Source organism: Aquisediminimonas profunda (assembly GCF_019443285.1).
GTDB classification, from domain to species: Bacteria; Pseudomonadota; Alphaproteobacteria; order Sphingomonadales; family Sphingomonadaceae; genus Aquisediminimonas; species Aquisediminimonas profunda.
Genome location: NZ_CP080327.1, coordinates 2,106,566 through 2,132,448, shown reverse-complemented (window position 1 = coordinate 2,132,448; position 25,883 = coordinate 2,106,566). Strand labels below are relative to the sequence as shown.

Here is a 25,883-nt window from a genome sequence, read left to right as displayed (position 1 = left end):
CCTTTACTCCCGGGGCTCGACCGTCCAGTTCTGGCCACGTGAAATCAATGCCTGAAGGTCGGCGGTCTTTCCTTCTGATGCTTTGGCATTTTGCGCCATGACAGCAGTCTCGAATGTCGGGCGGGGGTCGTCATACAGCACACCCAGGGCCATGGGGAACGGACCGAACGGCATTTCGACCAGCATATGGGCCACAGCGCGGTTTGTGACGTCGTGCACAATAACACCGGCAGCCTGCCAATCTCCATCTGCGATATCGACCACTTTGAGGGTCAGCCTTTCGAAATCCATCGCGATGCCCTTTGAACCGCTGGCAAACAGCATCGGCTGCCCGTGTTCAACCCAAAGCTGATTGTCGGCGTGCGCCTTTTCGGTGAAGTCCGCAAAAACGTCCGCATTGTAGACGATGCAATTCTGGAAAATTTCAACGAAGGCAGCGCCCTTGTGCGCATGAGCGGCTTTCAACACGGAAGGAAGGTTCTTGTTCACGTCAAAGCCGCGCGCAACGAACCGGGCCCCGGACCCGAGTGCAAAGGCACAGGGACGCGCCGGCCGGTCTACCGATCCGAACGGTGTCGATGGAGACCGCGTACCCTCGCGCGAAGTTGGCGAATACTGCCCCTTGGTCAGGCCATAAATCTCATTGTTGAACAGGAGAATCTGGCAATCGAGATTGCGGCGCAGCAAGTGCATGGTGTGGTTGCCGCCGATCGAAAGCGCATCCCCGTCGCCTGTGATGATCCAGACATCCAGTTCTGGATTGGCAAGCTTTACCCCAGTGGCCACTGCAGGCGCACGGCCATGGATCGTGTGGAAACCATATGTTTCCATATAATAGGGAAAACGCGAGGAGCAGCCGATGCCACTCACGAACACGGTATTCTCCGGCGTTGCCCCAATCTCGGGCATGGTCCGCTGAACAGCCTTGAGAATCGCATAGTCGCCGCAACCGGGACACCAGCGAACTTCCTGATCGGTCTCCCAATCCTTCGGCGTGCTCGTCTTGACGGGGGTCATGTCGTTCATGCGAGTTCTCCCTCAATCGCGGCTTCGATTTCGGCAATCCGGAATGGTTGTCCGCTCACCTTGTTGAGTGGTTTGGCATCGACCAGGAACTGGTCGCGAAGCACGGTCTTGAACTGGCCGGTATTCATTTCGGGAACGAGCACCTTGTCATAGCGCTTCAGCAGTTGGCCAAGGTTCGATGGCAGCGGCCAGATGTGGCGAACATGGATATGCGCCACGTCATGGCCCTTTGCGCGGGCATTCCTGACGGCCTGATGGATCGGACCATAGGTTGAACCCCAGCCGACGATCGCAAGCTTTCCATGATCCTCACCGACGATCACGTCCTGTTCGGGAATATGCGCCGCAATTCCGTCGATCTTGTTCTTGCGAATGTCGGTCATCGCCTGATGGTTGGCGGGGGAATAGTTGATATGGCCTGTATCGACTTCCTTTTCGATCCCGCCAATCCGGTGCAGCAAGCCGGGCGTGCCGGGCTTCACCCAGGGCCGCGCGAGCTTGGCATCGCGACCATAGGGCTTGAATCCGCCTTCGGGAACGGAATCGAGGAAAGCAACCGGGAACGGCTTGAAGGTTGACGTGTCGGGCACTCTCCAGGGTTCCGCAGCGTTGGCGATATAGCCGTCCGTCAACAGCATGACCGGCGTCATGAATTGCGTCGCGATCCTGACTGCCTCAATGGCACATTCGAACACATCGGCAGGCGATCGTGCTGCAATCACCGGCATCGGTGTGTCACCATTGCGGCCATATACCGCCTGATAGAGGTCCGATTGTTCTGTCTTGGTCGGCAGGCCTGTCGAAGGTCCGCCCCGCTGCGAATTGATGATGACAAGGGGAAGCTCGGTCATCGCTGCAAGCCCCATGGCCTCACCCTTCAAGGCTATGCCTGGCCCCGAAGAAGATGTAACTCCCAATTGCCCGGCATAGGACGCGCCAATAGCTGAAGCGATCGCGGCAATCTCGTCTTCCGCCTGGAATGTCGTCACGCCGAAATGCTTGAGGTTTGAGAGATAGTGGAGGATCGCTGAGGCGGGCGTAATCGGATAGCCGCCGAAGAACATCTTCACACCCGCAAGCTGGCATCCCGCAATGAGGCCAAATGCAACAGCCTCTGCGCCCGTGATTGTGCGGTAAAGGCCAGGCGCAACATGGGCAGCTGCAATATGACGCTGCGCAATCGGCGCGGCACCAGCCTGACCTATTTCAGCCGTCTCACCATAGGCATGGCCGGCATTCAGGGCTGCAATATTAGCATCAGCCAAAACCTTGTTCTTTGCAAACTTGCTATTGAGCCAATCGACAATGGGCTTGCGGTCCCGATCGAACATCCAGAGTGCGAGACCCAGCGTCCACATGTTCTTGCAACGCAGGGCTTCCTTGTTGCCCAGCCCAAACGGTTTGACCGCGTCCATCGTCAGCTGAGAGATGTTGAAATGAATCAGCTGCCAGTTCGCAAGGCTGCCGTCCTCAAGCGGATTCGACTCATATTCGGCCTTGCCAAGGTTGCGGGCAGAAAACTCCCCGCTGTCCGCAATGATCAGCCCGCCAGGTTTCAGGTCCTTCACATTGGTCTTGAGCGCCGCCGGGTTCATCGCAACAAGCACATCTGGAGCATCGCCTGCGGTGTCGATTTCGTCGGAACCGAAGTTGATCTGGAATGCTGACACTCCGAACAACGTCCCCTGAGGAGCCCGGATTTCTGCGGGAAAATCAGGAAACGTCGCAAAATCATTGCCTGCAAGCGCCGATGAAAGGGTGAATTGTCCGCCCGTCAATTGCATCCCGTCACCGGAATCTCCGGCGAAACGAACCACGACTGCTTCGGAAGGATGATTTGCTGGGCTGGAATTCTTTGGATCGTCAATCTTTTGCGCGGCGGAAGCCATCAACTCTGTCCTGCGATTGTATCATTGTTGTGAGGCCTCCTAGACCGGATTCCCCAAGACGACAAACTAGTAAAACTCCCGAGGCGCACAATCTCTCTTTGCGCATGGACGAATGGCTCTGGCCGGATTAGTCCTGACCTGCAACCTAGAAGGAGAAGATTGGATGGCTGAACATTTTGTTCGACCAGATGTAGCGATTTTCCTGCAATTCCTGAACAGCCAACCAGGCCCGAAGATGCAGGACGTGCCAGTAGCCGACGCGCGCAACATGATGTTGGCAATGCGGCATGTCGCCGACGCTGAAACGGGCGAACTTGCTGTTATACGCGATATTGCCATTCCCGGACCGGCAGGCACGATTCCTGCCCGCCTTTATGATGTTCGCGAAAACAGGCAGACCGGACCGGTCATGGTTTTCTTCCATGGGGGCGGTTTCGTCATCGGCGACATTGATACGCATGAGCCCTATTGCGCCGAAATCGCTCGCCAACTCGATATGCCTGTCATTTCCATCGACTATCGGCTGGCGCCGGAACACCCCTTTCCCGCAGCCCCCGAAGATTGCGAAGCGGCAACCCGCTGGATCGCAGACAATATTCCCTGCACCGGCCTCATCCTCTCCGGCGACAGCGCCGGCGGCAACCTGACAGTCGTTACATCCATGGCTCTGCGCGACGACCCGGCTTCGGTACCAGTGATTGCCCAGCATCCGATTTATCCGGCGGTTTCCTCGCATAACGACTGGCAGAGTTATCGCGATTTCAACGAAGGCTTTCTCCTGACCAAGGAGGGTATGGAGTGGTTCATGGACGCCTATCAAATGGATCCGGAGGATCGGCGCGCGAACCCGCTTGAGCATGATCAGAGCGGTATGCCGCCGAGCCTTGTCGTAACGGCAAGCCTCGACCCGCTGCGCGATCAAGGTCGTGCCTATGCCGAAGCCCTCAAGGCCGCTGGCGTGCCGACAGTTCACCTAGAAGCAGAAGGCAATATCCACGGCTATATCAACTTGAGGAAGGGCATCCCTTCAGTTCAAGGCGATATCGACGCGAACGTCACAGCATTGAAGGCGTTGCTGGCAGACGTCATGGCTGACGCATAGTGGACAAGCATCTATGAAGTCCGTCGCCGATCTTCCTTATCGGCCATGTGCCGGGGTCATGTTGATCAACCCGGCAGTTCAGGTGTTTGTCGGGCAAAGGCTGGATAGCTCTGCCGATGCCTGGCAGATGCCGCAGGGCGGCATCGATCCGGGCGAGAGTGCGGAAGACGCCGCAATCCGCGAACTCGGCGAAGAAACGGGCATTGCGCCGCATCTTGTAGACATCGTCGCGCGGTCGGCGAGTGAACATCTCTATGATCTCCCGCCGCATTTGATGGGCAAGATGTGGGGAGGCCGATATCGCGGTCAGCGACAGACATGGTTCCTGATGCGATTTCGGGGCACTGATGATGATGTCAACATTGCGACCAAGCATCAGGAATTCCGGGCATGGCGCTGGGTCGGACCCGATCAGCTCGAAAGCCTGATCGTGCCGTTCAAGAAGGAGCTGTATCGCAATGTCGTCGCCGAATTCGCACCCCATTTTTGAACCGCGCCCGGCAAGCTGGTGGGAACGCAATGCGGTGCCCAAGCTCATCGGCTTCTGCTGCGCCCAGCCGCAGATCATGAAGGCACGAAGCCGTATTGTGCCCAAAGCCGAAGGCGATGTGCTCGAACTTGGGTGCGGAGGCGGGATCAACATGCAGTTTTACGATCCGGCCAGGATAAGGAGCTTTTCGGGCCTCGATCCTTCGCCGGCCCTTCTCGATGCGTCGCGGGCGGCGGCCCAGGCAAAAGGCATGACGGCTGACATTCGCGGGGGCATTGGTGAATCCATGCCGTTCGCAGACGCGAGTTTCGATACGATCCTGGTGACGTTCACGCTCTGCTCTGTCGATGAACAGGCGCAAGTCCTGAAGGAAATGCGTCGCGTACTGCGTCCAGGCGGCAAGGCACTGTTCCTTGAGCATGGTCGCGCACCCGATGCTTCGGTTCAGGCGTGGCAACGCCGGATTGAGCCGGTCTGGAAGCGCATCGGCGGCAACTGCCACCTGACCCGAGCCATAACCGGAGCCTATGAGGCAGCAGGCTTCAAGATAGACAATGCAGACAAGACCTATATGCCGAAGACGCCCCGTCCCTTTGGCTGGATCGAATGGGGCGAAGCGCGAAACTAGCCGTCCGGATCACCCACATGCCGCTTGCCGCGACGTTCCGCGAGAGCCACCTGTTTGTGACGTTCAGCATAACGCTGTCGTTGTTCTTCGGTACGTGACGCGACGCAATACGGGCACTGTACACCTTCAACATAGTCGGCCGATGCGCAGTCCTCGGAACTGAGAGGCATGCGACAGGCTCGGCAGAGGCTGTGACTGCCCGGCGCAAGCCCATGGCCAACCGAAACGCGCTCATCGAAGACAAAGCACTCACCTTCCCAGAGGCTCTCTTCCTGCGGCACGGTCTCCAGATATTTGAGGATCCCGCCTTTGAGATGCGCGACGTCTTCAATGCCTTCTGCCCGAAGAAAGGCAGTGGATTTTTCGCAGCGTATTCCGCCGGTACAGAACATCGCGACCTTTGGATTGTTGCCAAACTGCGCGCGATGCGTCCGAAACCAGTCCGGAAACTGAGAAAAGCTGCGCGTTCCAGGATCAAGCGCGCCTTTGAAGGTACCAATCTTCACTTCATAGTCGTTGCGTGTATCGATCACGATCGTCGCGGGATCGCTGATCAGCGCATTCCATTCCAGAGCGTCCACATACCGGCCAACATCCCGCGATGGATCAATGCCCGGAACACCCAGTGTCACGATTTCCTTCTTGAGCCGCACTTTCATCCGGTGGAAGGGCATATGGGCCGACGATGAGAATTTGACGTCCAGCTTAGCGCAGCCGGGCAAGGTTCGAATGTGCGTCAACACGGAATCAATTCCGGCCTGCTGCCCCGCGATTGTGCCGTTGATGCCCTCCCTCGCCAGCAAAAGCGTGCCCTTCACTCCTCCTGTCTGACAAATATCGAGCAGTGGGGCCCTCAAGGACCCCGGATCATCAAACGGCGCAAAGTGATAAAGTGCGGCAACGGTAAACATGGATATCAGCTCTTTGCCAAAGTCAGGGTCAAGCCAGAATCCTGACCGGCATCGCCGTAAAGCCATGCAGGAAACAACTGGCGAGACGCGTCGGTTCGCCGTCCAAAGAAACGGTCCAGTTTCGCTCGACAATCTCGCCGATCAATGTCGCTAGCTGGATCTCAGCCAAACGGGCGCCTACGCACCGATGCACACCATGGCCAAAGCCGAGGTGCCGGCGCGCATTCTCGCGCCGGACGTCGAAAAGGTTCGCGTTGGGGAAGATCGCCTCATCGCGATTGGCGGAGATGTACCACATCACCACCTTGTCTCCCTTTTTGAGCGACTGGCCGCCGAGTTCCGTATCCGCAAGGCAGGTACGCCGCATGTGTGTCACGGGAGACTGCCAACGGACAATCTCCTGCGCGGCATTCGGAATCAGCGACGCATCCTTGCGCAACAGGTCCAGCTGGTCGGGGAAAAGATTGCAGGCTTCAATGAAGCCGCTCATCGAATTGCGGGTCGTGTCGTTTCCGCCAACGATCAGCAACGCGATCGTTGCGATCCGTTCCGCCGGCGTCAGGTTGCCCATCGCCTCGCTGTGAACCATGCGCGACAGAAGATCATCCGAAGGGGGCTGGGCGCGCTTTGCTTCGAGCAGGGCATCGAAACGCATGAGCATCTGGCCCATTTCCATCATGAAATAGGCACGGCGTTCCTCGTTGTGATCGGGCCTGACATCGCTCGCCAGATCAGACCAGCGTTTGAGGTCGGCCCGCTGCTCCCATGGAAAATCGAACAGGATGCACAGCATGCCGATCGTCAGGGGGATGGAAACGCGCTCAACCCAGTCGAACGTCTCGCCAATCGGCAGCGTATCGAACAATTGCTTGGTCCGCTGCCGCACCTGCACTTCACGGTCGGCCATCTGGCTGGGGTTGAACGCTGGCGCAACGACCTTGCGCTGCTCCGTGTGCCGCGGCGCATCCATCGCGATGAAGTTCGGGAACTCGCGCTCGCCATAGGAATCGACAATGGTGATGTTGCCGAGCTCATAGGAAGAAGAAAAAACTGCAGGGGTGATCTCGACCTGCTGAACCAGATCATGCGTGACGACCGACCAATAAGGTCCATAAGGGCTGTCAGCACGGAAACTGACCGGCATTTCCGCGCGCAATCGGGCAAACGGCTCCTGCCACCTGTTTTCGGTGTAAAGGCTGTTATCACTTACATCGAAAGGATTGATCGCGGCAGGCATCTGTCCAGTTCCCTTTATTGAGCGGTAAAGCCGCCATCGACCACAAGTTCCGATCCGGTCATGAAGGCTGCACGATCCGAAGCGAGGAACGTCACTGCGTCTGCAACATTTGCAGCCGTTCCAAAGTGGCCGAGCGGATGGAGCTGCGACAGTGCCACGCGTGTCTCATTGTCGCCTGCTCCGGATCTCTCCGAAAAACGATGCACCAGATCATTCCCCATATCCGTCTCTATGATGCCCGGGTGGACGGAATTGACCCGAATCTTGAGCGAAGCGACTTCCAGGGCGACACCTTTCGTAAAGAGCCTGACCGCGCCTTTTGAGGCGTTGTAACAACTCGCCATGCCGCTCCCCATTATGCCGGCTACCGACGAGAGGTTGATGATCGACGTTCCGCCACTCCATTTTGCGGAGCGTTCAGCCAAAGCAGGAATGGCATGCTTGCAGCCGAGGAAGACGCCTTCGACATTGACGGCGTGAAGCGTGCGCCATTCGTCCAAAGTCGTCTCAGTAACCGGCTTGGCAAGGAAAAGCCCGGCATTATTGACAAGGATGTCGAGCCCGCCAGCTTCGGCCTTTGCAAACGCAACCGCATCCACCCATTCGTTCTCGCTCGTCACATCCTGTCGCAACGCAAGGCCGCCGAGTTCCCTGGCCAGATCTTCCGGCGCTTCCAGGTCGCTGACGATGACACGCGCGCCAGCCCCCGCCAGCGCTCGGGCCGTAGCCAGTCCGATTCCGCGCGATGCCCCCGTCACAAGCGCGACGCGCCCTTGAAGTTCCGTCATGTCCCTCTCCTTTGTCGAACAAGCGTAACAGGCCCGTTCGACAGGGCAAGCGCTCCGTTAGCCTGCTTTCACCCGCTGCCTGAATTTGTGGAGCAGCGGTTCGGTATAACCGTTCGGCTGGGACACCCCTTCGAATATGAGTGCGCGCGCAGCCTGAAATGCAATACTGTCCGGAGTCAGCTTGCGGTAAAGCGGATCGTCGGCATTCTGCGCGTCAACCTTGGCGGCCATTTTGGCCAGCGCCGCATCGACCTGGGCTTCCGTTGCAACGCCGTGCAGCAGCCAATTGGCAATATGCTGCGAAGAAATGCGCAAAGTAGCCCGGTCTTCCATCAGGCCGATGTCATGAATGTCCGGCACCTTGGAACAGCCAACGCCCTGATCGATCCAGCGCACGACATATCCGAGGATCCCCTGAGCATTGTTCTCCAGCTCTTCACGAACCTCCTCTTCCGTCCAATTATGCCCCTTCGGCGAAACCGGGATTGTAAGCAGCGGATCCAGACTGGGCGTCGGTTCCTTTGCCAATTCGGCCTGCCGCGCAAACACATCGCACTGATGATAGTGCATGGCGTGGAGCGTGGCCGCAGTCGGCGATGGGACCCAGGCCGTATTGGCCCCCGCACGCGGATGTCCGATCTTCTGGACCATCATGTCAGCCATCATGTCGGGTGCGGCCCACATGCCCTTGCCGATCTGTGCCCGTCCTGAAAGGCCACAGGCAAGTCCGATCTGGACATTGCGAGCCTCATAAGCCTGGATCCAGCTGGACGTTTTCATGGCGCCCTTGCGGATCATCGCACCGGACTGCATCGCAGTATGCATTTCATCACCGGTACGATCGAGGAAACCGGTGTTGATGAAGACGATCCTGTCTCGCACGGCGTAGATGCAGGCCGCTAGATTGGCGGATGTCCGGCGCTCCTCGTCCATCACCCCAACTTTCACGGTGTGGCGCGCAAGGCCATAAAGATCCTCGACAGCGTCAAACAGGTCATTCGTGAACGCCGCTTCCTCGGGCCCATGCATTTTCGGCTTGACGATATAGACACTGCCGGCGCGCGAATTCTTGAGTTTGCCTAGGCCTTTGAGGTCATGCAGGGCGCACAGGACGGTGAACACGGCATCAAGAATGCCTTCCGGGGCTTCGGACCCATCCGGAAGCAGAACAGCAGGATTGGTCATCAGATGGCCGACGTTGCGTACGAATAGCACGCTGCGGCCATGGAGGACGACGTCTCCCCAGTCGCGGTCAGCTTCAAGCTTGCGCGTCAATGTGCGACCGCCCTTTTCGAAGCTTGCTTCCAGATCGCCACGCATCAGGCCGAGCCAGTTTGTGTAAGCAGCCACCTTGTCTTCTGCGTCCACCGCCGCAACCGAATCCTCAAGGTCGACAATCGTCGTAAGGGCTGCTTCCAGAACAACATCGGCGATGTTTGCCGGATCCGTCTTGCCGATTGGATGGGCCGGATCGATCACCAGCTCGATGTGCAGGCCATTGTGCCGGAAAAGCCAGCCTCCCGGCTTCCGCGCTATCAGCTGCGCCGGGTTGGCCAGATGCGGAGTCTCGCCTTTCCAGTCTGCCCAAACGCCAGCGGCAAGCGGAACGGCCTCATCGAGGAATGCCTTGGCGCGTCGGATGACGGCTTCACCGCGCTGGACGTCGTAGCCGCCCGGCCGGGCCGGGGGTGCGTCGAGCGCATCGGTGCCATACAGGGCGTCATAGAGACTTCCCCAGCGCGCGTTTGCGGCATTCAAGACGAAACGGTCATTGAGCGAGGGCACAACGAGTTGCGGTCCGGCCATCGTCGCAATTTCGGCGTCCACATTCACGGTCCCGATTGTGAAGGGCGCAGGCTCGGGAACGAGATAGCCGATTTCGCGCAAGAAGGCTTGATAGGCAGGCATGTCTGCAATCGGACCGGGGTTGGCGCGGTGCCAGTCGTCGATTTTCGACTGAAGGGCGTCGCGTTTGGCAAGCAAGGCACGATTCATCGGAACGAAACGGTCAAGTATCGCAGCAAGCCCGGTCCAAATGGCTTCAGCCGCAATCCCGATTCCGGCAATCGCTGGCCCTTCGACGAATCCGGCAAGCTCTTCCGCAACCTTCAGGCCAGCACGATCGACATAGACAGACATGAAAAACCCCTTCGAAATTTACGATGACGCGTTCTTCCTGGGGAGGGGTTGAATCGCGAGGGCGCTATGCCGAGCGCGCCGGGAATTGGCAACAGTGGCTTGTCGTGAACTCCGCGCTATAAGCGCTGCATGTCGTCACTTACTTCGCAGGAACGGGCTGCCCTGGAAATTGCAGCCGACGCACCGATGCTTGCCCAGGTCGAAGACTGGGCCGCAGTCAATTCAGGGACCGGAAACCTTGCCGGACTCGACCTTGTGTCCAGAAAACTTGCAAATGCCTTTGCTGCCCTGCCGGGAACAATACGCCTCGTCGAGGCCGAGCCTGTCGAAGCGGTCCTTGCCGACGGGTCGATCAAGGCAATCGAGCGTGGCAAACATCTCCATCTCGCTGTCCGGCCTGAAGCTCCTGTTCGGGTATTGCTGACCGGACATATGGATACGGTGTTTGCCGTCGATCATCCTTTTCAGTCGCTCCGCTGGCTCGAAGCCGGGGTCCTCAACGGCCCGGGGACAGCCGACATGAAAGGCGGACTCTCTGTCATCCTCGCTGCTCTTGGCGCGCTTGAAGCGTCGCCCTGGGCAGGGCGTATCGGCTATGACGTGCTGATCAACTCGGATGAGGAGACCGGCAGTCATGCCTCGGCACGCCTGATCGCGGAACTGGCAAGGGGCAAGATTGCTGCGCTCACTTACGAACCAGCTCTGCCCGACGGGACTCTGGCCGGCGCGCGGCCCGGCAGCGGCAATTTTTCAATTACAATACACGGCAAGGCCGCGCACGCCGGGCGCAACCCGGAAGACGGACGCAATGCATTGCTGGCAGCGGCCGACCTGGCCCTTCGCCTCAACGCGGCAAAATCGCCTGGATTGAAGGTCAATCCGGCGCGGATCGACGGCGGGGGTCCCAACAACATCGTCCCGGACCACGCCATTCTCCGCGTCAACATGCGACCGATGTCACCCGACGACATGATAGCCGCAGAAAGCATGCTGAAGGACAACATGGCTGCCATATCGCGCGAACATGGCGTTCACTGTCACCTCCACGGTGGATTCAACCGCCCGCCCAAGCCAATCGATGAAGCTGCCGGAAAGCTTTTCGCGCTGGTCCGCGATTGCGGAAACGATCTCGGTCTGGCAGTAGAGTGGAAAGCGACGGGGGGCGTTTGCGACGGTAATAACATCGCCGCGTGCGGCGTGCCCGTCGTGGATACGATGGGACCGCGTGGCGGTGCCATTCATTCTGACGAGGAGTTTCTGATCGTGGACAGCCTAGCCGAGCGCGCGCAGCTTTCGGCGCTTACCCTTATGCGGCTTGCAGAAAAGGGCCGCGTATGACCTTCAGGATTCGCGCCGCCAATGCGCTCGATCTGCAGCCGCTTTACGAAATGGCAAAGCTGACCGGCGGGGGCTTTACGAACCTGCCCCCTGACCGGAAGTCACTGGCAGCGAAGATCGAAAAATCCATCCTGGCATTCGATCGAGACGATGATGTGCTCGGCGACGACCTGTTTGTCCTTGTCCTTGAAAACACCGACCATGGCGATGTTCGGGGAACATGCCAGCTCTTTTCCCAGGTCGGGCAGAAGTGGCCGTTCTACTCCTATCGCATTGGGGCGCTGACGCAGCACAGTGAGGAGCTCGGTCGCACTTTCAGGGCAGACATGCTGACCCTTTCGACGGACCTTGAAGGATCGAGCGAAGTCGGTGGTTTGTTTCTGCACCCTGGGGAGCGAGCTGGCGGTCTTGGCATGCTCATTGCGAGGAGCCGCTACCTCTTCATCCGCAATCATCGTGCTCGCTTTGCAGACCGGATTCTGGCGGAATTGCGGGGCATCATTGATGAAGCGGGCGGATCGCCGTTCTGGGATGGCGTTGCAGGACGCTTCTTTGGCATGAATTTTCAGGACGCCGATCAATTCAATGCGGTCAACGGCAACCAGTTTATCGCAGACCTTATGCCAAAACACCCGATCTACACTGCAATGCTGCCCGAAACGGCACGAGCGGTGATCGGCTTGCCCCACCCGTCGGGCCGCGCCGCAATGCGCATGCTCGAAAATGAAGGATTCCGCTGGGAAAACTATATCGACATTTTTGACGGTGGGCCGACGATGACCGCGCGCACCGATATGGTCCGCAGCATTTGCGAGGCCCAGGACAGCACGATTGTCGATATCCAGCAGGGTGGAGAGACAAAGGTGCTTGCAGCGCATGGCCGACTGTCGGGATTCAAGGCGGCCTATGCACACATCAGCCCTGTTGACGGTGGCGTTCTGATCGACCCGGAAGGCGCAAAGGCGCTGGGCGTAGGAAAGGGCGACACGATCACTCATGTCGCACGGTGGTAAGATGGCAGTTGTGGAGATCAATTTCGACGGACTGATCGGCCCCAGTCACAATTATGCCGGTCTGAGCCTCGGCAATCTGGCGTCCGCAAAAAATGCCGGCGGCACGTCGCAGCCTCGCTCGGCAGCCCTCCAGGGAATCGCCAAGATGCGTGCCAATATTGCACTTGGCCTGACGCAAGGAGTCTTCCTGCCACAAAGCAGGCCGGATCGCGCCTGGCTGGCATCGCTCGGATGTGCTCCCGAAACGGCACCGGTCGAATTGCTTGCCAATGCCCTGTCCGCGTCGTCAATGTGGGCGGCCAATGCGGCAACGGTTTCGCCTGCCGCCGACACTGAAGACGGGACATGTCACCTGACCGTCGCTAACCTCGTGACGATGCCGCATCGCAGTCACGAATGGCAGGGCACATTGGCACAACTCCGATTGGCATTCGCCAATCCGGCCTTCACTGTGCATGGCCCTATTCCAGCGCCATTTGGTGACGAAGGCGCTGCCAATCACATGCGGCTTTCAGCGATGCATGATGCGCCGGGCGTCGAGATTTTTGTTTACGGCGTGACAGGCGGTCCCTTCCCCGCACGCCAGCACATCGAAGCGTCAAGGTCGGTCGCGCGGCTCCATGGTGTCTCGCGAGCGTTATTCGTCCAGCAATCGGAAGAAGCAATTGCAGCTGGAGCCTTCCACAACGACGTTGTCGCTGTTGCAAACGAGCGCGTCCTTTTCGCACACGAACTGGCTTTTGCAGACAAGGACAGTTTTTACAGGGATCTGCGGGCGCTGCTGCCGCAGGTCGAGATCGTTGAGGTCCCCACGGCCGCTGTCAGCCTGTCCGATGCAATTCAGTCCTACCTGTTCAATGCCCAACTGGTGACACTTCCAAACGGGGGAATGGCATTAGTCCTCCCGACCGAAGCGCAGGACAACTCGCGGGTTTGGCGCTGGCTCTCGGAAATGGTCGCGGGTGATGGCCCGATCCGCCAGCTGATCCCCGTCGACGTTCGTCAGTCGATGGCCAACGGCGGTGGCCCGGCCTGCCTTCGGCTGCGGGTCGTCTGTGATCCGGAAACAGTCGATCCCCGCTTCCTTGTTGATGACGCTACGTTGGATCGCATCGAAGACATCGTCGCCACGCATTGGCCCGAAACAATCGAACCGGGCCGGCTTGCCGACCCCGAGCTCTGGCACCAGATTGGCCAAGCCCGCGCGTCACTGCTGATGGCGCTCGATCTTGGAGAACTGGCGTAATCGACGGCTGCCGAGCAATCGCCCAAAGTGTCGGATTAATTTACAATTAACCATAAGTCTCAACAGGTGAATCCCCGATTTCCGGGCTTGGCTCGATGCTTGCTTAACTTCTGCCTATGGGAGCAAAGATAAAAAGACTGTTCATCATCAAGACCAAATGGGAAGCCTACGCCATTATTTATGCGCTGGCGCTCGGGTCTGTAGAACGCGGAATTATCTACCTCGACCAATATCCCGGTTTCGGAGGAAAGCTGCTTTTCCTTGCCTGCACAGGTGCAGTCTTCATGGGCGGCGCCAAGATCCTGGACGCTGTGCGCGCTCAGGTCTGACCCGCAGCCGCCGCAATCTGCGCGGCATCATAACCCAGCAACCCACCCAGCACATCCATACTATGTTCGCCAAGCAGCGGCGGCGCCTTCGGCGTCACGACAGGCGTATCGGCCAGCTTCAATGGAGAGCCGATCAAAGGCACATGCCCGGCAAGCGGGTGGGCAACGCTCAAGACCATGTCACGTGCAATGGCTTCCGGAGCCGACAAGGCGGCGTGCATGGAACGGACCGCGCCGCATGGCACCCCGACACGACGGAGTTCCGTCAGCCACCATTCGCTGGGATGCTGGCGGATCAGGTCCCGAAGGATCGGGATCAGCGCCTCGCGATGGATTACGCGTGCGCTATTCGTTGCAAAGCGTTCATCGTCGGCGATGTCCGGCCTTTTCAGAAGTTCGCGGCACAGGTGACCGAACTGATGATCATTCCCGACAGAGATCACAATGGCGACATCAGCAGTTTCAAAAGTCTGGTAAGGCACAACCGTGGGATGGGCATTGCCATAGCGTACCGGCTCCTTGCCGGATACGAGCGCGCCCGATCCGACGTTGGCCAGCATGGCCAACTGGGCATCAAACAGCGCCATGTCGATATGCTGGCCAAGGCCGTCCCGGTCCTTGGCAATGATGGCTGCAAGGATAGCCTGCGCCGCAAACATGCCCGTAAAGAGGTCGGCAACTGCTACGGCCACCTTTACGGGCGGCCGGTCCGCGTCACCATTGATCGCCATCATGCCACCTTCAGCTTGAATGACATAATCATATCCTGGCTCTGCCGCACGCGGACTATGGCGGCCGTAGCCGGAGATCGAGCAATAGATGAGGCCGGGGAATTGTTGAGACAGCTGGTCGTAACCAAGACCATATTTGTCGAGCCCACCTAATTTGAAATTCTCGACAAGCACATCGGACGTCGCCGCAATAGCTTTCACAGCCTCTTGCCCGGCCGCGCACGACAGATCGATCGCAACGGATTTCTTGTTGCGGTTCGCGCACAGATAATAGGCCGATTCTCCCGCAGCATCAGGCGGACCCCACGCGCGCGTATCATCGCCGCCATGAGGATTTTCGACCTTGATTACCTCTGCGCCAAGGTCAGCCAGAATCATCGTGCACCAAGGGCCGGCAAGGACGCGGGATAGGTCGAGAATTCGGCGGCCGGTAAGTGGAGCGGGTCTCTGTGTCATGACACTTACTGTCGTTGCCCAAGCCGAAATGTCAAATGCGTTGCGCCGCAGTTCCGCTCGGCGCGACTAGCCACTTGCACCGTCGTTAAGCCCGACAAAGCGACTTGGCTTATGCGGGCCAATGACAAGCTGCTCGACTATACCAATGCCGTCGGAAGCCGCGCCACCGCCTTCGTGGCGTGCCGAGCACAGCGTCTGTACGTGCAGATGAGGCAAAAGCAGCGGATCGAGCCCATCAGGCCTGAAATCCTCTCTCGCGACGGACAGTTCGCCTTTCCAGCCGCCATGAGTCCATTCCGGATGGCCATAGCCGATGCCTTTCATCTGGAATTGCGCGATTGGCGTCCAACTCACCTGATGATCCCGACCGGATGGATCGACCACGTCAAGCGTCACCGATCGAGCATGACGTGTCCCCGGCAACCAGTCGACCGTGAAATGCTCGTCCTTCAAATGCAGGACTTCGCCTTGGCCGGCCCCATCCATGGCAAGCGCGGCACGGCTGTTCCAGGGAGCGCCGGTATCATCCTCGTTCACATGGGCAAAAAGGGAGAGACCGGGAAAGTTCGTTGGGGCCCAAAGCCAATAGAATTGAGGTAAAGCCATCGGTACAACCGGTTGGGTATCAGCTGCACCAATAGGGCGGACTCCCCAGCTCCTGTCTCGTGTGCCAAGACCGTGGCTATAATCAATCCGCTGGCCGTCGACGGATGTCCAGCCCGTCACGCCCATGTTCTGGGTGAAGCGGGTCAGATCCATGAAGAGTCGCGGCCCGCTGCGCCGGGTAAAGCGCGGTTCCTGCAACGGCCCGGCGCGTCCTGTGAAAACTACATCAGCTGCGACGCCTTCATGGTCATCTATGATCAGCCGAATCTTTTGGAGCGGCTCGATCACTTCAATCCGGATCGGACCGACCTGGAGGTCCATGCGCTCCATGTTCAAGAGACGCGAAGCGTGGACGCAGTGCTGGGTTCCGTCGCGAAGGGTCGAAAAATGCGCGTCGGCAATGTTCAGGTGTGGATAGACGCCAAATGCCGCAGCAAAATAGCCGCTGCCGTCCGGATTATAGCCGCAGAAGAAATAACGATCATAGAAATTCCGGTCCGTGCCGGAAAAGGCAATCGGCTCTGGCGTCTGGTGGATCGGATACTCATCGCCCTTGGTCAGCATCAATGCCTCTCCCTCTTCGCTCCAAGTCCGACAGCCGCCTCACTGGAGCTTCGTACCATGCCAATCAGGCCAATATGCCGCTAAATGCAAGAACAGCTGAAGCTTCTCCTTCGCTTGCATTCCAGACGGCACCTGAAACCGCAATGAAATCCGCTCCCGCCGCTACAAGTGGCGGAGCATTCTGTGGCGTAATCCCGCCAATCGCCACGCAGGGCAGCGGAAACAGGGTATTCCACCAGCTGAGAATTTCAGGTTCCGCAAAATATTCCACCTTCTTTGTACCGGTCGGATAGAATGCGCCGAATGCAACATAGTCTGCTCCGGCTTCGCCCGCTTCCATCGCAAGGTGCCGGCTGTTGTGGCAGGTGACACCGATTTGCACATCCTTGCCAAGTATCGCACGCGCATCGCGAGGATCGCCATCGTCCTGACCGAGATGAACACCGTCAGCGCCCAGCCTTTTGGCCAGGCTGATACTGTCGTTGATGATGAACGCCGTATCATGGTCCGCGCAGATCTTCTGGAGCGGCTCCGCAGCGCGGGCAATTGCATGATCATCAATGCCCTTGAGGCGGAGCTGGAATGCTGCAACCGGTGCCGCGTCCAGCGCTGCCCTGAGGCGATCTTCAAAGCCTGCCGACAGAGTTTGCGGCGAAATCAGATAGAGCTGGCATGGCGGACGCCGTTCCCGATGGAAGCGTTCCGCGAAGTCCGGGTCCAGATCCTGTTCGTCCATCCCCTTCCAACTCAGCCCTTGAAGGTCGAGGCAGCGTAAATTTCATCTATTGCGCCCCCGAGCGAGGCATTGAATTCATCGTCGCTCATCCCGGCGCGCAGATCCTCCAGCAAAGCGCGGCTGAAGCTCGCAATGATGCCGCGATTCTTGGCCAGTTCCACGCAGGCTTCGGGCCTTTTGTATCCGCCCGACAGTGCCACCACACGCAGTACTCGCGGATGGTCGACCAGAGCGTCAAAATGGCCCGGCTTTACGGGCAGGGAGAGCTTGAGCATCACCTTTGCGTCACCCGGCATTGCCGAGAGTTGCCGAGCCAGCTCATCGAGCAGAATGGCATCTGCATCGGCCCGTTCCGGGCTCTTGATGTTCACCTCCGGCTCCAGGATCGGCACAAGGCCGCTTGCCAGAACCTGCAGGCCAACTTCAACCTGTTGGGCCACGATCGCAGCAATGCCTTCACGATTGGCAAGGTTTATGACTGATCGCTCCTTGGTGCCAAACACACCCAAGCCGCGGGCGCGGCTGAGAAGGACTTCCAGATCGGGCATGGGCTTCATGAGCTGAACGCCGTTTGCTTCGTCCTCAAGGCCCTTGTCGATCTTGATGAAGGGAACGACACCGCGCTCAATCAGGGCCTGCGGTGCAGGAACGCCACCGACCTGGCCGTCCATGGTCCGCTCGAAGAGGATAGCACCCAGAACCTTGTCCCCGGTAAATGCCGGCGAGGTGATGATGCGCGAACGCATGGCGTGGATTAGGGCAAACATTTCCTCGTCGCTGTTCCACGCACCTTCCTCAATCCCGTAGCCCTTCAAGGCTTTGGGTGTGGACCCTCCGCTTTGATCCAGCGCGGCAATGAATCCTGAACCCGTCGCAATCTTTTCGGCCAAATTCAATTCGGACATGATCTTAATAAACTCCGCTAAATTTTTCTATTACTGATCTAACTCTCGAGAGCCTCAACGCCAGGCAACACGCGACCTTCCATCCACTCGAGGAAGGCGCCGCCCGCAGTCGAGACAAAGGTGAAATCAGCCGCTACCCCTGCATGGTTCAGCGCTGCGACCGTATCGCCACCACCAGCCACCGACACCAGAGACCCTTCAATCGTCAGCGCGGCCGCCGTGCGGGCCAATGCGACGGTCGCCGCGTCAAATGGTGGCGTTTCGAATGCCCCCATCGGGCCGTTCCAGACGAGGGTTCGGCAAGTCTTCAATACATCCGCAAGCGCTTCGACTGCCGCGGGCCCTACATCAAGGATCATTTCATCGGCCGCGACCTCGTGCACGTTTACAGTGCGTGTCGGCGGATTGGCCGCAAACTGCTTGGCGACGACAACGTCATAGGGCAAATGGACAGTGCAGCCAGCCTTGTCCGCCGCGTCGAGAATGTCATTGGCCGTGGCTGTAAGATCATGTTCGCACAGAGACTTCCCGACATTGACGCCGCGCGCTGCGAGAAACGTGTTCGCCATTCCACCGCCAATGATCAGATGATCAACGCGCGCAACAAGGTGCTTCAGGACGTCAAGCTTGGTCGAGACTTTCGCCCCTCCCACAACCGCTGCAACGGGCTTTTCCGGCTTTCCAAGTGCTTTCTGAAGCGCCTCAAGTTCGGCCTGCATGGCACGACCGGCAAATGCGGGGAGCGCATGGGCAAGCCCTTCGGTAGAGGCATGCGCCCGGTGCGCGGCAGAAAAGGCGTCATTCACATAGAAATCACCCAACTTCGCCATTTCCCTGACCAGGGCTGGATCATTCTTCTCTTCCCCGCTGTGAAAACGCGTGTTTTCAAGGACGCAGATGGCTCCATTGGGAAGATCTTGCACCTTGCTTGCGATCAGTTCACCGCAACAATCCTCAAGAAAATCGACGCCCCGTCCCAGCACCTCAGACAACGCCGGCACGACTTGCCGGAGCGACATGCTGGCAACCGGCTGCCCTTTGGGGCGCCCGAAGTGCGCCAACACCAGAACCTTGGCGCCTCGATCAGCAAGTTCCGACAGAGTGGCGATCGTAGCCCTCAGACGGGTATCATCGCTAACCACGCCATCCGCCATCGGGACATTGAGATCTTCCCGGACAAGCACCCGCTTGCCCGAAATATCACCCATGTCGTCCAGCGTCCGGAAAGCCATCAGATCAGCTTGGCGATGGCGCCTGCCGTATCGACCATCCGGTTCGAAAAGCCCCATTCATTGTCGTACCAGCTGAGGACACGCACGAGCTTGCCTTCCAGCACGGCGGTTTCGAGGCTGTCGACCGTTGAACTGGCGCTGCAATGGTTGAGATCGATCGAAACGAGCGGTTCATCCGTATAATCAAGGACGCCCTTCAACGCCCCTTCCGACGCCGCCTTAAGGATCGCGTTCACCTCATCGCGCGTCGTGTCGCGCTTTGGTGTGAAGGTCAGGTCGACCATGCTGACATTCGGGGTCGGGACTCGCACGGCTGAGCCGTCCAGCTTGCCTTTGAGTTCGGGAAGGACCTCTCCGACAGCGCGCGCAGCACCCGTCGTGGTCGGGATCATCGACATGGCAGCGGCACGCGCGCGGCGCATGTCCGGATGAATCTGGTCCAGGATCTTCTGGTCGTTCGTATAGGCGTGGATGGTCGTCATAAGCCCGCGTTCGATGCCAATTGCATCGTTCAGGACCTTCGCGACAGGAGCGAGGCAGTTTGTCGTGCATGACGCATTCGATACGATCTTGTGATCGGCGGTCAATTTGTCGTGGTTGACGCCATACACAACGGTCAGGTCTACCCCCTTGGCCGGGGCAGACACGAGCACGCGCTTCGCGCCCGCGGTCAAGTGCTTGCCGGCGCTTTCAGCATCCGTAAAGAAACCTGTGCATTCAAGGGCAATATCGATGCCGTTAGCCGCGTGCGGCAGGTTTGCCGGATCGCGCTCGGCAGTGACGTGTATACGCTTGCCATTGACGACGATGTCGTTTCCATCTGCCTTGACATCACCCGGGAAAGTTCCGTGCACACTGTCGCGTTTGAAAAGCATCGCGTTCGACTTGGCATCAGCAAGGTCGTTGATCGCAACCAGTTCGAGCCCGCAATCGGGGCGCTCGAGGATGGCACGGGCGACCAACCGCCCGATGCGTCCGAAACCATTGATCGCAACTTTCGTCGCCATATTCAAAACTCCCTCTAAGACTATAATATAGCAGTGATTTGTGGAACAATCTTCTCTACAGTGAGGCCGAAATAGTCGAACAGAGCCTCGGCCGGAGCGGAAGCCCCGAAACTGTTGATACCGATGTTAAGACCATCCAGGCCTGTATAGCGTTCCCAGCCAAGCGTCACCCCCGCTTCAATGGAAACGATCAGCGCATCTCGCGGCAGCAATTCGGAACGGTAGGATTTGTCTTGCGCGTCAAACAGCTCAGAGCAAGGCATTGAAACGACGTCGCTGCCAATTCCGGCACCCTCAAGGGCCTTTGCGACATCAAGTGCGAGCGAGACTTCAGACCCGGTTGCCAACAAGACGACCTTGCGCGCGTTTTGTGCTCCCTTGAGTCGATATGCACCACGCGCACTCAGGTTTTCCGAAGTGTCAAACCGCACGGCTGGCAAATTTTGCCGCGAAAGCGCCAACAGGGACGGACCGTCCGTGCGCTTGAGCGACAAGGCCCAGCATTCCGCTGTTTCAACCGCATCGGCGGGACGAAAGACATTGAGTCCCGGCATGGCACGCAAACTCATCACATGTTCAATTGGCTGATGCGTCGGGCCGTCTTCACCCAAGCCAATGCTGTCATGCGTCATGACGTATATCACGCGCTGGCGTTGGATCGAGGATAGCCGGATGGCATTGCGGCAATAGTCGGAAAAGACGAGGAATGTGCCACCATAGGGAATAATCCCGCCGTGCAGCGCCATCCCGTTCATGGCTGCCGCCATGCCGAACTCGCGGATGCCGTAGTAGATGTAGCGACCTGAGTAATCGTCCTTGGTCAACGGACCGGTCGACTTGGTCTTGGTGTTGTTCGACCCCGTGAGATCGGCCGATCCGCCAATCATTTCAGGCAGCACTGCGGTGATTGCCTCCAGAGCCATCTCGCTGGACTTGCGGGTCGCAACATTGGGCTTCGACTCGCAAAGCGAAGCCAGATAGTCCTGCATGGCCCTGCCCTCGGGCAGTTCACCACGCATCCGGCGCAGCAACTCGTTGCCTTGCGGATGAGCCGAAACGCGCGCTTCCCATGCCTGCCGGACAGGGACACCCCTGCGTCCTGCCTCAAGCCAGGTGTCGCGAATATCGGCAGGCACTTCAAACGGCGGCCAGGGCCATCCAAGCGCTTCGCGCGCTGCTGCCACTTCATCGGCTCCCAAGGGACTGCCGTGCGTTGCAGACGTGCCTTGCTTGTTCGGCGCGCCTTTGCCGATCAATGTCCGACACGCAACGAGCGAGGGGCGTCCATCGGCCAGCGCTGCATCGATTGCACGCGTAATATCGGCAAAATCGTGCCCGTCACAACTCTCTGTGTGCCACCCTGTGGCCCGGAACCGGGCAGGTATGTCTTCACTTGTCGACAAGTCCGTCTTGCCATCGATGGTAATCTTGTTGTCATCCCAAAGGACAATCAGCCGGCCGAGGCCAAGATGGCCTGCCAAGCCAATGGCCTCATGATTGATGCCTTCCATAAGACAACCATCGCCAGCGATGACCCAAGTGCGATGATCGACAAGATCGTCACCAAAGACTGCGTTGAGGTGGCGTTCCGCAATTGCCATGCCAACGGCCATGGCAAGGCCTTGACCGAGGGGCCCCGTCGTCGACTCGACACCTTCGAGCTCATGATTTTCGGGATGGCCGGCACACGGGCTATGAAGTTGCCGAAAGTTCCGGATGTCATCCATCGTTGGCCGAGCATAGCCGGACAGATGCAGCGCACTATAGGCCAGCATCGAGCCGTGGCCGGCTGATAGGACAAAACGGTCACGATCAGCCCAACGGGGCTGTTGCGCATCAAACTTCAGGTAGCGCGTGAACAAAGTGGTTGCGACATCTGCCATGCCCATCGGCATGCCAGGATGGCCTGAATTTGCGGCCTGTACTGCATCCATCGAAAGCGCCCGTATGGCGTTGGCAAGCTGTTGCGGCGCTGCGGTCATTTCGATCCCTTGCGGATAAATGGGGAGCGACTCGCCCACCCTTGCGGCGCGGTTCCTTTGTCTCGCCCGCGCTCTTGCGTCAACCGCCTGAAAAACAGCCAAGTTCATGAGGGACTTGTCCAACGGTTTTGACATGCTATGCCTTGCATCATGAGCGATAACGGGGCGTTTACCGCGATTGAAAGAATTGAACGGGCTTTGGCACGAATAGAAGCCGCGACTGCCCAGACTTCCCAATCCCGGACAAACGACTTGGCGCTGGCCGAAATGACAGCCCGGCATAGAGCCCTCAGTGAAGAAACGCGCCGCGCCGTGGCTGACCTTGATCTGTTGCTTTCTGGTATTTCAAATGGCTGAAGTCACGCTCTCTGTCGGAGGCTACCAATACAAGCTGGCCTGCCGGGACGGTGAAGAAGCGCACCTCGAACGCTTGGGCGAAATGGTCAATGCAAAAGCCATGGAAGCTCGCAATGCCGTTGGGAACGCAAGCGAGGTCCGCCAATTGCTGCTTTCAGCCCTTCTGTTCGCTGACGAAACGCTCGAAGGAAGTCGGGGTAATACCCCAGTTGCGGCTCCCGCGATCCCAGGACAAATGACCGCAGCGCTCGAAAGACTCGCTGATCGCATCGAATTGATCGCAACAAGGGTTGAGAACCTCTCCCAGCACTCCTAGATTGCATGAGGCGGAACTGCCTGGTGCGAGCCTTCGAACATCCCTGAGGCGATTCAACATCCATGGGGGTTGTCCCTGTCCAGGCCCTGGTCTGGGTATATGATCCCCACCTGACGTTTACGGCGTCAGAGGATATTCCGGCAAACGGCCAAGGTGGTTCCGCCAACCTCAAGAAAGTCCCTTTGTGACCGACAAGAAAAGACTCAGAACGGATATAAGAAAGCGTCGGGAAGAATTTGTAAAATCACAGCTAAATGGGCCTGGCGTCTCGTTGGGCCTGCCAGATCCTCTCAAGAGCCTGTTCCGATCGGCCAATGTCGTGGCAGGCTATGTCAAGCTCGGATCAGAGATTGACCCTTCGGACCTGATCTCCGCTGCAGTGGACATGGGCCGAACGATCGCCCTGCCCTGCCTGGTTGGACGAGCGACCGATCTGGTGTTCCGCAAGTGGCACCCTGGAGACCCCATGGAACAAGCCGATTTTGGTTTCTTGCAGCCCTTGCCGTCAGCTGAGGCCTGTAGTCCGGATTTGATTCTGACGCCACTTGTCGGCTTCGACCGTGCGCTCAACCGGCTTGGCCAGGGCGCAGGCTATTATGACCGCTCCTTTGCCGCGCTGCCAGACAGCCTGCGAATTGGCATCGCCTGGTCGATTCAGGAGTGCGACGGTCTCGTGCCTGATCCCTGGGACATGCCCCTTGACGCAGTTCTTACGGAAAAAGAGTGGATCACGGCGCCTCATTCGCGCATCGGTGCCTGATGAAACCCAGTTGGCGCAAACCCGCAGGCATGTTGGCTATTCTTGGCATCATCACGGCCGTGGCAGTGTTGGTTGGCAGTTTCTCGGCGGAAATAGCCCAGCTTCCAGCCCTTCTGCAGGGTCTGGTCTATGTGATTTGCGGCATCCTCTGGATCGCCCCTTTGAAGCCGCTGCTTTCCTGGATGGAAACAGGACGCTTCCGCCGCCCGCCAGAGCAGCCATAAGCCTGCAGTAATTTGGGAAATGGCGCGAGTGACGGGGCTCGAACCCGCGACCTCCGGCGTGACAGGCCGGCGCTCTAACCAACTGAGCTACACCCGCGTATGGTGTTGAGGCGCGGCTGTTAGGCGTCACGGCAATTGCTGTCAAGGCGGGGTGGGAAAAGGGGTCTGCCAATCCTGCCAAGCGTCAAAATTCCTTAATCCGGGCGTCAAAAAAACTGCAGTGCGCCGCGCGGCCGGTTAATTGCGGTTCCAGGAAAACGAAGGATTTCTGCCGCTTCCAGCGACCAAAACGGCCTCAAACATCACCAAGGCCGCATTAACCAAATCTTTGACGTTCCATGTGCATTGAGTTGCGTGGGGACAACAATTTTCGGAATCTGCATGATTACCGCGTACAGATGGTCGATCTTGCATGTGCAGTTTTGGCGCGTGCTGCCATTCGCCATTGCATCAGCAACCATAGGCTATTCTTCGTCGGCGTCTGCTGCGGGAACAGCCGCCGGCACGACCATAAGCAACACCGCCACTGCAAGTTTTACTGACCCTGGCGGCAACGCCCAGACAGCCAATTCCAACCAGGTCGATATCAAAGTCGACGAATTGCTCGATGTCACGGTTGCCACAGCCGACCCCGGCCCCGTCTCGGTTGCGCCGGGTGCGACAGGCCAGGTCCTGAGTTTCACGGTCACAAATACCGGAAATGGATCCGAAGCCTTTGATTTGAACGCGACAACAGCGATCGGAGGCGACCAGTTCGACCCGACGACAACGTCCATCGTGATCGATGCGAACAACAATGGCGTGTATGATGCGGGTGTCGATACCGTTTACACAAACGGCTCAAACGCGCTCACCTTGGCGCCCGATCAGTCACAACGCGTCTTCGTCCTCTCCACCATACCAGGTGGAAGCGTTGATCTTGATCGCGGGTTTCTCGACCTGACCGCCTCGGCACGGACCGGCAGCGGCGTTGCAGGCACCGTCTTTGCCGGTCAGGGGCAAGGCGGAGGCGATGCAGTTGTCGGCAGCACAGGTGCTGACGGCACGGATCGAGGCACGTATGTGGTGCAAAATGCAACCATGACGTTCTTCAAGAGCGCTACTGTGCTGGATCCGTTCGGCGGCACCAGGTCCTTACCGGGTTCGATTGTCACCTATACGCTTGTCGCGACCGTGTCAGGCACTGGCACGCTCGCCAATCTGACGGTCGGCGACACCATTCCCGCCAACACGACCTACCAGCCCGGATCACTGACCTTTCAGGGCAATGGAATGACGGACGCAACCGATGCCGATGCCGGAGCTTTCTCCGGCAACGCCGTTTCCGTGCAGCTGGGATCAGTAGCCGGAGGGCAAACAAGGACAGTCTCTTTCAAGGTAAGGATAAACTGATGCGCGCAATTCTCGCACTTTTGGCAATTTTGCTTCCGAGCACGGTGTGGGCGTCCAACAACGTCACCCTTTCCAGCATGGTCTTTGTCGAAAAGGCCGTGGCAGATGACGCCGGGCGCAGCCGCATTGTTCTTGAGGAACCGAAGAGCGTCATGCCAGGCGACAAGCTCGTCTTCATCCTGAATTATCGCAACGCGGGAAATCTTCCCGCCAGCGACTTCATTGTGACCAATCCTCTCCCGCCGGCAGTTGCCTTCCAGGGAGGGGCCGAAAGCGCACAGGTTTCGATCGACGGTGGCAAGAACTGGGGAACGCTCTCCACACTCAGGGTTGTCGAACCCGATGGCCATACGCGCAACGCTCGTCTGGAGGACGTCACGCATCTGAGGTGGGTCCTGAAACAGGCCATACCGGCAGGAGCATTCGGAAAATTGAGCTTCCGCGGCATCGTCCGCTGAACATTCGACCCGCCTTCATGT

26 protein-coding genes and 1 tRNA gene are annotated in these 25,883 nt (G+C 58.5%); 13 read left to right on the top strand and 14 right to left on the bottom strand.

What is annotated here, in order from left to right; genetic code table 11:
• Window positions 1-3: 3 nt before the first annotated feature.
• Both K0O24_RS10620 and K0O24_RS10615 read right to left on the bottom strand, forming a co-directional pair.
• Entirely contained in the window at window positions 4-1,026 is a 1,023-nt protein-coding gene (locus K0O24_RS10620; RefSeq protein WP_219892731.1) for a 2-oxoacid:ferredoxin oxidoreductase subunit beta, read from the bottom strand.
• A complete protein-coding gene (locus K0O24_RS10615; RefSeq protein ID WP_219892730.1) occupies window positions 1,023-2,915 on the bottom strand; it encodes a 2-oxoacid:acceptor oxidoreductase subunit alpha in 1,893 nt (630 codons plus the stop codon). The genes K0O24_RS10620 and K0O24_RS10615 overlap by 4 nt, the downstream gene beginning before the upstream one ends.
• Before the next feature lie 163 nt (window positions 2,916-3,078).
• Between K0O24_RS10615 and K0O24_RS10610 the strand changes: the two genes are divergently transcribed.
• The 3 genes from K0O24_RS10610 to K0O24_RS10600 are packed head-to-tail and all read left to right on the top strand — an operon-like array spanning window position 3,079 to window position 5,135.
• Complete coding sequence (locus tag K0O24_RS10610; RefSeq protein WP_219892729.1) at window positions 3,079-4,017, top strand: alpha/beta hydrolase; 939 nt, start codon at window positions 3,079-3,081, stop codon at window positions 4,015-4,017.
• Between the two features lie 13 nt (window positions 4,018-4,030).
• Window positions 4,031-4,507, top strand: a complete 477-nt coding sequence (locus K0O24_RS10605; RefSeq protein WP_219892728.1) for an RNA pyrophosphohydrolase — start codon at window positions 4,031-4,033, stop codon at window positions 4,505-4,507.
• Window positions 4,476-5,135: a class I SAM-dependent methyltransferase gene (locus tag K0O24_RS10600; RefSeq protein WP_219892727.1), complete on the top strand. Its 660-nt coding sequence runs from the start codon at window positions 4,476-4,478 to the stop codon at window positions 5,133-5,135. Before K0O24_RS10605 ends, K0O24_RS10600 begins: the two co-directional genes overlap by 32 nt.
• On the opposite strand, the gene trhO is transcribed toward K0O24_RS10600, so the two are convergent.
• From trhO to K0O24_RS10580, 4 genes are read right to left on the bottom strand one after another with little or no spacing between them, the layout of a single operon-like run.
• The gene (trhO, locus tag K0O24_RS10595) at window positions 5,132-6,046 is read right to left on the bottom strand and encodes an oxygen-dependent tRNA uridine(34) hydroxylase TrhO (protein WP_219892726.1); all 915 of its coding nucleotides are present in this window, start codon (window positions 6,044-6,046) and stop codon (window positions 5,132-5,134) included. The two genes, K0O24_RS10600 and trhO, sit on opposite strands and share 4 nt — an antisense overlap.
• 28 nt (window positions 6,047-6,074) lie before the next feature.
• Window positions 6,075-7,283 carry a cytochrome P450 gene (locus tag K0O24_RS10590; protein WP_219892725.1) on the bottom strand — a complete coding sequence of 403 codons (1,209 nt, stop codon included), beginning with the start codon at window positions 7,281-7,283 and terminating at the stop codon, window positions 6,075-6,077.
• Window positions 7,284-7,297: 14 nt separating this feature from the next.
• Window positions 7,298-8,071 carry an SDR family NAD(P)-dependent oxidoreductase gene (locus K0O24_RS10585; RefSeq protein ID WP_219892724.1) on the bottom strand — a complete coding sequence of 258 codons (774 nt, stop codon included), beginning with the start codon at window positions 8,069-8,071 and terminating at the stop codon, window positions 7,298-7,300.
• A 57-nt stretch (window positions 8,072-8,128) separates the two neighbouring features.
• Entirely contained in the window at window positions 8,129-10,210 is a 2,082-nt protein-coding gene (locus K0O24_RS10580; protein WP_219892723.1) for a malate synthase G, read from the bottom strand.
• Window positions 10,211-10,339: 129 nt separating this feature from the next.
• On the opposite strand from K0O24_RS10580, the gene K0O24_RS10575 reads away from it, so the two are divergent.
• The 4 genes from K0O24_RS10575 (at window position 10,340) to K0O24_RS10560 (ending at window position 14,136) form a co-directional block, all read left to right on the top strand.
• Complete coding sequence (locus K0O24_RS10575) at window positions 10,340-11,548, top strand: hydrolase (RefSeq protein WP_219892722.1); 1,209 nt, start codon at window positions 10,340-10,342, stop codon at window positions 11,546-11,548.
• Window positions 11,545-12,561 carry an arginine N-succinyltransferase gene (locus K0O24_RS10570; RefSeq protein WP_219892721.1) on the top strand — a complete coding sequence of 339 codons (1,017 nt, stop codon included), beginning with the start codon at window positions 11,545-11,547 and terminating at the stop codon, window positions 12,559-12,561. Before K0O24_RS10575 ends, K0O24_RS10570 begins: the two co-directional genes overlap by 4 nt.
• Window position 12,562: 1 nt before the next feature.
• The gene (locus tag K0O24_RS10565; RefSeq protein ID WP_219892720.1) at window positions 12,563-13,807 is read left to right on the top strand and encodes an N-succinylarginine dihydrolase; all 1,245 of its coding nucleotides are present in this window, start codon (window positions 12,563-12,565) and stop codon (window positions 13,805-13,807) included.
• Window positions 13,808-13,923: 116 nt separating this feature from the next.
• Complete coding sequence (locus K0O24_RS10560; protein ID WP_219892719.1) at window positions 13,924-14,136, top strand: hypothetical protein; 213 nt, start codon at window positions 13,924-13,926, stop codon at window positions 14,134-14,136.
• On the opposite strand, the gene K0O24_RS10555 is transcribed toward K0O24_RS10560, so the two are convergent.
• The 7 genes from K0O24_RS10555 to tkt all read right to left on the bottom strand — a co-directional run bounded on the left by K0O24_RS10555 (window position 14,127) and on the right by tkt (window position 22,355).
• Window positions 14,127-15,323, bottom strand: coding sequence for a CaiB/BaiF CoA transferase family protein (locus K0O24_RS10555; RefSeq protein ID WP_219892718.1), 1,197 nt, complete (start codon window positions 15,321-15,323; stop codon window positions 14,127-14,129). The two genes, K0O24_RS10560 and K0O24_RS10555, sit on opposite strands and share 10 nt — an antisense overlap.
• A 66-nt stretch (window positions 15,324-15,389) precedes the next feature.
• Window positions 15,390-16,493: an Rv3169 family protein gene (locus K0O24_RS10550; RefSeq protein WP_219892717.1), complete on the bottom strand. Its 1,104-nt coding sequence runs from the start codon at window positions 16,491-16,493 to the stop codon at window positions 15,390-15,392.
• Between the two features lie 64 nt (window positions 16,494-16,557).
• Window positions 16,558-17,229, bottom strand: a complete 672-nt coding sequence (thiE, locus tag K0O24_RS10545) for a thiamine phosphate synthase (protein ID WP_219892716.1) — start codon at window positions 17,227-17,229, stop codon at window positions 16,558-16,560.
• Between the two features lie 11 nt (window positions 17,230-17,240).
• Entirely contained in the window at window positions 17,241-18,134 is an 894-nt protein-coding gene (locus K0O24_RS10540; RefSeq protein WP_219892715.1) for a fructose bisphosphate aldolase, read from the bottom strand.
• Window positions 18,135-18,172: 38 nt separating this feature from the next.
• Window positions 18,173-19,366 carry a phosphoglycerate kinase gene (locus K0O24_RS10535; RefSeq protein ID WP_219895589.1) on the bottom strand — a complete coding sequence of 398 codons (1,194 nt, stop codon included), beginning with the start codon at window positions 19,364-19,366 and terminating at the stop codon, window positions 18,173-18,175.
• Entirely contained in the window at window positions 19,366-20,373 is a 1,008-nt protein-coding gene (gene gap, locus K0O24_RS10530) for a type I glyceraldehyde-3-phosphate dehydrogenase (RefSeq protein ID WP_219892714.1), read from the bottom strand. The genes K0O24_RS10535 and gap overlap by 1 nt, the downstream gene beginning before the upstream one ends.
• A 20-nt stretch (window positions 20,374-20,393) precedes the next feature.
• Window positions 20,394-22,355, bottom strand: coding sequence for a transketolase (tkt, locus tag K0O24_RS10525; RefSeq protein ID WP_219892713.1), 1,962 nt, complete (start codon window positions 22,353-22,355; stop codon window positions 20,394-20,396).
• Window positions 22,356-22,505: 150 nt separating this feature from the next.
• Between tkt and K0O24_RS10520 the strand changes: the two genes are divergently transcribed.
• The 4 genes from K0O24_RS10520 to K0O24_RS10505 all read left to right on the top strand — a co-directional run bounded on the left by K0O24_RS10520 (window position 22,506) and on the right by K0O24_RS10505 (window position 24,012).
• Window positions 22,506-22,712, top strand: coding sequence for a hypothetical protein (locus tag K0O24_RS10520; RefSeq protein ID WP_219892712.1), 207 nt, complete (start codon window positions 22,506-22,508; stop codon window positions 22,710-22,712).
• Window positions 22,705-23,028, top strand: coding sequence for a cell division protein ZapA (locus K0O24_RS10515; RefSeq protein WP_219892711.1), 324 nt, complete (start codon window positions 22,705-22,707; stop codon window positions 23,026-23,028). Before K0O24_RS10520 ends, K0O24_RS10515 begins: the two co-directional genes overlap by 8 nt.
• 184 nt (window positions 23,029-23,212) lie before the next feature.
• On the top strand, window positions 23,213-23,788 hold the full coding sequence (locus K0O24_RS10510; RefSeq protein WP_219892710.1) for a 5-formyltetrahydrofolate cyclo-ligase: 576 nt from the start codon (window positions 23,213-23,215) through the stop codon (window positions 23,786-23,788).
• Window positions 23,788-24,012 (top strand): DUF2842 domain-containing protein, encoded by a 225-nt coding sequence (locus K0O24_RS10505; protein WP_219892709.1) that lies wholly within the window; start codon window positions 23,788-23,790, stop codon window positions 24,010-24,012. The genes K0O24_RS10510 and K0O24_RS10505 overlap by 1 nt, the downstream gene beginning before the upstream one ends.
• A gap of 20 nt (window positions 24,013-24,032) precedes the next feature.
• Here K0O24_RS10505 and K0O24_RS10500 read toward each other — a convergent pair.
• Window positions 24,033-24,109 (bottom strand) — tRNA-Asp (locus tag K0O24_RS10500).
• A 284-nt stretch (window positions 24,110-24,393) separates the two neighbouring features.
• Between K0O24_RS10500 and K0O24_RS10495 the strand changes: the two genes are divergently transcribed.
• A complete protein-coding gene (locus K0O24_RS10495; protein ID WP_219892708.1) occupies window positions 24,394-25,404 on the top strand; it encodes a hypothetical protein in 1,011 nt (336 codons plus the stop codon).
• Window positions 25,404-25,862 (top strand): hypothetical protein, encoded by a 459-nt coding sequence (locus tag K0O24_RS10490; protein ID WP_246610950.1) that lies wholly within the window; start codon window positions 25,404-25,406, stop codon window positions 25,860-25,862. The genes K0O24_RS10495 and K0O24_RS10490 overlap by 1 nt, the downstream gene beginning before the upstream one ends.
• Window positions 25,863-25,883: the final 21 nt, after the last annotated feature.

Excerpts from the sequence above, each read along its gene's own strand:
- K0O24_RS10620 (WP_219892731.1), bottom strand. The coding sequence starts at position 1,026 with ATGAACGACATGACCCCCGTCAAGACGAGCACGCCGAAGGATTGGGAG.
- K0O24_RS10615 (WP_219892730.1), bottom strand. The coding sequence starts at position 2,915 with ATGGCTTCCGCCGCGCAAAAGATTGACGATCCAAAGAATTCCAGCCCA.
- K0O24_RS10610 (WP_219892729.1), top strand. The coding sequence starts at position 3,079 with ATGGCTGAACATTTTGTTCGACCAGATGTAGCGATTTTCCTGCAATTC.
- K0O24_RS10605 (WP_219892728.1), top strand. The coding sequence starts at position 4,031 with ATGAAGTCCGTCGCCGATCTTCCTTATCGGCCATGTGCCGGGGTCATG.
- K0O24_RS10600 (WP_219892727.1), top strand. The coding sequence starts at position 4,476 with ATGTCGTCGCCGAATTCGCACCCCATTTTTGAACCGCGCCCGGCAAGC.
- trhO (WP_219892726.1), bottom strand. The coding sequence starts at position 6,046 with ATGTTTACCGTTGCCGCACTTTATCACTTTGCGCCGTTTGATGATCCG.
- K0O24_RS10590 (WP_219892725.1), bottom strand. The coding sequence starts at position 7,283 with ATGCCTGCCGCGATCAATCCTTTCGATGTAAGTGATAACAGCCTTTAC.
- K0O24_RS10585 (WP_219892724.1), bottom strand. The coding sequence starts at position 8,071 with ATGACGGAACTTCAAGGGCGCGTCGCGCTTGTGACGGGGGCATCGCGC.
- K0O24_RS10580 (WP_219892723.1), bottom strand. The coding sequence starts at position 10,210 with ATGTCTGTCTATGTCGATCGTGCTGGCCTGAAGGTTGCGGAAGAGCTT.
- K0O24_RS10575 (WP_219892722.1), top strand. The coding sequence starts at position 10,340 with ATGTCGTCACTTACTTCGCAGGAACGGGCTGCCCTGGAAATTGCAGCC.
- K0O24_RS10570 (WP_219892721.1), top strand. The coding sequence starts at position 11,545 with ATGACCTTCAGGATTCGCGCCGCCAATGCGCTCGATCTGCAGCCGCTT.
- K0O24_RS10565 (WP_219892720.1), top strand. The coding sequence starts at position 12,563 with ATGGCAGTTGTGGAGATCAATTTCGACGGACTGATCGGCCCCAGTCAC.
- K0O24_RS10560 (WP_219892719.1), top strand. The coding sequence starts at position 13,924 with ATGGGAGCAAAGATAAAAAGACTGTTCATCATCAAGACCAAATGGGAA.
- K0O24_RS10555 (WP_219892718.1), bottom strand. The coding sequence starts at position 15,323 with ATGACACAGAGACCCGCTCCACTTACCGGCCGCCGAATTCTCGACCTA.
- K0O24_RS10550 (WP_219892717.1), bottom strand. The coding sequence starts at position 16,493 with ATGCTGACCAAGGGCGATGAGTATCCGATCCACCAGACGCCAGAGCCG.
- thiE (WP_219892716.1), bottom strand. The coding sequence starts at position 17,229 with ATGGACGAACAGGATCTGGACCCGGACTTCGCGGAACGCTTCCATCGG.
- K0O24_RS10540 (WP_219892715.1), bottom strand. The coding sequence starts at position 18,134 with ATGTCCGAATTGAATTTGGCCGAAAAGATTGCGACGGGTTCAGGATTC.
- K0O24_RS10535 (WP_219895589.1), bottom strand. The coding sequence starts at position 19,366 with ATGGCTTTCCGGACGCTGGACGACATGGGTGATATTTCGGGCAAGCGG.
- gap (WP_219892714.1), bottom strand. The coding sequence starts at position 20,373 with ATGGCGACGAAAGTTGCGATCAATGGTTTCGGACGCATCGGGCGGTTG.
- tkt (WP_219892713.1), bottom strand. The coding sequence starts at position 22,355 with ATGACCGCAGCGCCGCAACAGCTTGCCAACGCCATACGGGCGCTTTCG.
- K0O24_RS10520 (WP_219892712.1), top strand. The coding sequence starts at position 22,506 with ATGAGCGATAACGGGGCGTTTACCGCGATTGAAAGAATTGAACGGGCT.
- K0O24_RS10515 (WP_219892711.1), top strand. The coding sequence starts at position 22,705 with ATGGCTGAAGTCACGCTCTCTGTCGGAGGCTACCAATACAAGCTGGCC.
- K0O24_RS10505 (WP_219892709.1), top strand. The coding sequence starts at position 23,788 with ATGAAACCCAGTTGGCGCAAACCCGCAGGCATGTTGGCTATTCTTGGC.
- K0O24_RS10495 (WP_219892708.1), top strand. The coding sequence starts at position 24,394 with ATGATTACCGCGTACAGATGGTCGATCTTGCATGTGCAGTTTTGGCGC.
- K0O24_RS10490 (WP_246610950.1), top strand. The coding sequence starts at position 25,404 with ATGCGCGCAATTCTCGCACTTTTGGCAATTTTGCTTCCGAGCACGGTG.